Here is a 4708-nt window from a genome sequence, read left to right on the forward strand (position 1 = left end):
CTGATGCTGAGCGCCGGCGCCGAGGCCTACTCGACGGCGTCCGGCGCGGTCGACGCGCTGGTGGCCGAGCTGGGTCTCGCCGCTCAGGTGGTCGCGCCGCGCGGCGGCCTGGGCAGCCGAGTCGTCTCCGACGCGGGGGTGCATCGTGCTCCGGTCGATTCGCTGCTGGGCATCCCGGGCAGGCCCGCTCGCGGCCGACGTCCGCGCGTGCTCGGCACCTGGGGCTCCCTGCGCGCGCGGGCTCGAGCGTTTCCTGCCCGCCTCCGTCGGCGCCCGCTCCGGAGCGACCGTCGCCGAGGGTGGTGCGCCGACGGCTGGGCGCGCGGGTGCTCGAGCGGCTCGTGGCCCCCGTCGTCGGCGGGGTGCACTCCTCGGACCCGGCGACGCTCGAGTTCGCCGCGGCCTCCCCGCAGCTCAGCCGGGGCCTGGCCGAGAGCACGGCTCGCTGACGGCGGCCGTGCGCCGAGCGCGCGGGCTCACCCGACGCTCCGGGAAGAACTCGGGCGACCGCACCGGCGCAGGGAGCGCGGGGAGCGCGGGCACCCGCGTCCATGCCCTCACCCCCACCATGGCCGCTCTGCCGGGCGCCCTGCAGGCGCGCTTCCTCGCCGACGGCGGTATGCTGCGCACCGGCGTGGAGGCCTCCGCGATCGAGCGCACCGGCGCGGGAAGCGGATGGCGGGTGCGCACCACCGGCAAGGAGACGCTCACCGCGGACCGTCTGGTCCTGGCCTGCCCGCCGGACACCGCGCACGAGCTGCTCGAGAGCGCCGCGCCCGAGATCGCCGCCGTGATCCCGCAGGCCCCGTCGGCCGCCGTGCGCCTGGTCGTGCTCGTGCTCGACGCGCCCGGGCTGGACGCCTTCCCCTCCGGCACCGGTGCCCTGGTCGCACCGGGCACCCGCGGGATCCGCGCGAAGGCGCTCACCCATGCGACCGCCAAGTGGGAGCACGTGCAGCGCCAGGCTCGCGAGGCCCTGCCGTCGGCCCGCAGCCCGCACGTGGTGCGCCTGTCCTTCGGCCGGCCGGGCGAACCGCTGCCGGATCCGGAGGGGATCGTCGACCTCGCCCTCGCGGACGCCTCGCGCATCCTCGGCACTCCGCTGACCCGCGAGCACCTGCTCGCCTCCCGCGTGATCGACTGGGACCGCGCGATGCGGCAGTCCCTGCCCGGTCACCGCGCGGCACTCGACGCGCTCACCGGTTTCCTGGAGACCGACCCGTCCCTCGAACTCGTCGGCTCCTGGAGAGCCGGCACCGGCATCGACGCGATCGTCCGCGCCGACGCCGCGACCCTCACCCGCGACCTGCGATCCACCAGGTCACCCGCAGTGGAAGGACACACCTCATGAACGAGGCCCCGAACCCCTCAACCCCGTCGGCTCAGTCGGCTCAGTCGGCTCCGTCGACTGATCCTGAGCAGATCGCGCAGACCACCCGCTACACCAGCTACACCGTCTTCCGTCGTCTCGCCGGTCTCACCGAGGACGGCGAGGTCACCACCGAGCAGATCACCGCCGCGCTCGGCGAGGCCACCGAGCTGATGCAGACCGCCACCGACGGCGACGTGGAGATACTCGGCTTCTACGACGTCTCCGGCTTCCGCGCCGAGGACGACCTCATGCTGTGGCTCTCGGCAGGCCGGCCCGAGTCGCTGCAGGTCGCGCTGCGGGAGTTCGAGAACTCGCTGGCGGGCACCTGGCTGAACCGCGAGTGGGCCGCCATGGGCGTGCACCGGATGGCGGAGTTCGCCAAGGGCCACGTGCCCTCGTTCATGGTCCCCAGCTTCGAGCGCAAGCAGTGGATCACCGTGTACCCCTTCGTGCGCAGCTACGACTGGTACCTGCTGCCCGATGACGAGCGCAACCGCATGCTGCGCGAGCACGGCATGCTGGGCCGCGAGTACCCGCAGGTCAACGCCAACACCGTGGCCGCCTTCGCACTCGGCGACTACGAGTGGCTGCTGTCCTTCGAGGCGGACGACCTGCATGATCTGGTCGACATGATGCGCCACCTGCGCTACTCGGACGCGCGCCTGCACGTGCGCGACGAGCTCCCCTTCCATACCGGCCGACGGATCGACGCCCTCGAGGACGTCGCCGCTCTGCTCGCCTGAGCACCCCGCCACCACCCGTTCCTGGAGGAACACCCTGATGACCATCTCCCAGCAGTACGACGCGATCATGTTCGCCTCCTTCGGGGGCCCCGAGGGGCAGGACGATGTGATCCCGTTCCTGCGCAACGTCACCGCCGGCCGCGGCGTGCCCGATGAGCGTCTCGAGGAGGTCGCCGAGCACTATCGCGCCCTCGGCGGCCGCTCCCCCATCAACGAGCAGAACCGCACGATGATCGCGGCGCTGCAGGCCGAGCTCGCCACGCGCGAGGTGGATCTGCCGATCTACTTCGGCAACCGCAACTGGGCGCCGTACACGGCGGAGGCGATCTCCTCGCTCCACGCCGACGGGCACCGCCGCGTGCTCGCCCTGATCACCAGCGCCTACTCCTCGTACTCCGGCTGCCGCCAGTACCGCGAGGACTTCGCGCTCCGGCTCGACGAGGCGGGCCTGCTGGACGAGATGACGATCGAGAAGTCGCGCTCCTACTTCAACCACCCCGGCTTCCTGGCCCCGGTGATCGACGGTGTGCACGACGCCGTGAAGGATCTCGAGCGCGAGGGCCATGACGCCGACCGGGTGCGGGTGCTGTTCTCGACCCACTCGATCCCGCTGGCGATGAACGAGGCGTCGGGCCCGACGGGGGCACGGACCGTGGACGGCGAGCAGGGCAACTGGTACGTGGACCAGCACCTCGCCGCCTGCCGCTACGTGATGGACCAGCTGCACGACGACATGCCGGTCACCCCCGAGTGGGAGCTGGTCTACCAGTCCCGCTCCGGCGCGCCGCACGTGCCGTGGCTCGAGCCCGACATCAACGACGTCATCTCGACGATCGCCGCCGAGGAGACCGCGGACGCCGTCGTGGTGGTGCCGATCGGTTTCGTCTCCGACCATGTCGAGGTGATCTGGGACCTGGACACCGAGGCGAAGGAGACCGCCGAGGAGAAGCGGCTCGGCTTCCGCCGGGTGGCGACCTCGGGCACCGATCCGCGCTTCATCGCGGCCCTGGCCGACATCGTCCAGGAGCACCTCGACCCCTCGCGCGAGCGCGTCGCGGTCACCGAGATCGGCGCCGTCGACGACGTGTGCGGCCACAACTGCTGTCAGGTCCACGCCGGTCGCGCCGTGCCGGTCGAGCAGCACGTGAACTCGCTGGCGGAGATCGCTGCGCACCAGCGCGAGCAGCGTCAGCAGAGCAAGCAGAGTGAGCAGAGCGAGCGGGATGTCGCCCGTCCCGGCGTCGTCCCCGCCGGAGCGTCGGCATGACGGCCGCGCTGCGACCGCTCACCCTCGGCACCCGCGCCTCGCAGCTCGCCCTGACCCAGTCCGGGCAGGTCGGTGAGCAGATCGTGGCCGGCACCGGCCGCGAGGTGGAGCTGGTGCACGTGAGCACCCACGGCGACCAGGACCGCACCAGTCCGCTCGCCCAGATCGGAGGCACCGGGGTGTTCGTCACCGCGGTGCGCCAGGCCCTGCTGGACGGCCGGGTCGACGTGGTCGTGCACTCCTGCAAGGACCTGCCCACGCAGCCGCTCGAGGAGATCCGCCTCGCCAGCATCCCGGTCCGCGAGGACCCACGCGACGCGCTCTGCGCCCGCGACGGCCTCACCCTGGACCAGCTGCCGGCCGGGTCGACCGTGGGCACGGGCTCGCCCCGCCGCGCCGCCCAGCTGCTGCGCGCCCGCCCGGATCTGCACGTGGTGGGGATCCGCGGCAACATCGAGACCCGTCTCGCACGGGCCCTCGGGGAGGACGCGGACCTCGACGCGGTGGTGCTCGCCGCCGCGGGCCTGCAGCGCGTGGGCCGCGACGAGGTGATCAGCGAGCTGCTGAGCGTCGACGTCATGCTACCGGCCCCCGCCCAGGGAGCTCTCGCGGTGGAGGTCACCACGGCCGCTCTCGAGGGCGCCACGGCGGACTCCGCCCCGGCCTGGTTCGCGGAGCGTCTGACGGCGGTCGACGATCCGGCCACCCGTGCCGCCGTCACCGCGGAGCGCTCGCTGCTGCGCTCGCTCGAGGCGGGCTGCTCGGCCCCGGTCGCGGCCTACGCCGAGATCGACGGCGGGGAGCTCTCGATGCGGGCCCTCGCGATCCGCACCGACGGCTCCCATGTGGTCGAGGGCGCGGCCCGCGTGGCCTTCGATCCGGCCGACGACCAGGCCTCCGGCCCGGACTCGCTGCCCTTCCAGCTCGGTGCGGAGCTCGCCGCCGACCTGCTGGAGCGCGGCGCCGGGCAGATCCTCGCGGAGGCGAAGGCCTGATGAGCCGCGGTCCGGCCGACACCGGCGCTCCGCGCCCCGACCCCTCCTCCAGGATCCGTCCCGCCACGCGGCCGGTCCTGGTCACGAGGCCCGCGGGGCGCGGAGACGCGCTGGTGGACCGCCTGACCGCGCTCGGTCTGACCGCCGAGCACCATCCGCTCACCCGGCTCGTCCCGGCCCCCGACGAGGAGCTCGGCACGCTGCGCGCCCGCCTCGCCGGTGGGGAGTACACGCACCTGGTGGTCACCTCCCGCACCGCGGTCGAGACGCTCGTGCCCGTCGTGGCCCCGCCGACCACCGAGGTGGTCGCCCTCGGCGCCGTCACGGCCGA

At 73.4% G+C, this 4708-nt stretch carries 5 protein-coding genes and 1 pseudogene; all 6 read left to right on the forward strand.

Annotated elements, in window-relative coordinates; genetic code table 11:
• The first annotated feature begins 299 nt into the window (after positions 1 to 299).
• On the forward strand, positions 300 to 449 hold the full coding sequence (locus tag CIK81_RS18395; protein WP_199586419.1) for a hypothetical protein: 150 nt from the start codon (positions 300 to 302) through the stop codon (positions 447 to 449).
• 8 nt (positions 450 to 457) lie between these two features.
• A complete protein-coding gene (locus tag CIK81_RS18400; protein ID WP_199586421.1) occupies positions 458 to 1351 on the forward strand; it encodes an NAD(P)/FAD-dependent oxidoreductase in 894 nt (297 codons plus the stop codon).
• Positions 1348 to 2115 carry a hydrogen peroxide-dependent heme synthase gene (gene hemQ / locus CIK81_RS17745; protein WP_114355983.1) on the forward strand — a complete coding sequence of 256 codons (768 nt, stop codon included), beginning with the start codon at positions 1348 to 1350 and terminating at the stop codon, positions 2113 to 2115. The genes CIK81_RS18400 and hemQ overlap by 4 nt, the downstream gene beginning before the upstream one ends.
• Positions 2116 to 2152: 37 nt before the next feature.
• Entirely contained in the window at positions 2153 to 3382 is a 1230-nt protein-coding gene (locus tag CIK81_RS17750) for a ferrochelatase (RefSeq protein ID WP_114355984.1), read from the forward strand.
• The gene (hemC, locus tag CIK81_RS17755; RefSeq protein WP_096165384.1) at positions 3379 to 4377 is read left to right on the forward strand and encodes a hydroxymethylbilane synthase; all 999 of its coding nucleotides are present in this window, start codon (positions 3379 to 3381) and stop codon (positions 4375 to 4377) included. Before CIK81_RS17750 ends, hemC begins: the two co-directional genes overlap by 4 nt.
• Positions 4377 to 4708, forward strand: a pseudogene (locus CIK81_RS17760) (uroporphyrinogen-III synthase); the annotation flags it as partial. The gene hemC and the pseudogene CIK81_RS17760, both read left to right, overlap by 1 nt.

The organism is Brachybacterium sp. JB7 (assembly GCF_003335205.1).
Classification (GTDB): Bacteria; Actinomycetota; Actinomycetes; order Actinomycetales; family Dermabacteraceae; genus Brachybacterium; species Brachybacterium alimentarium.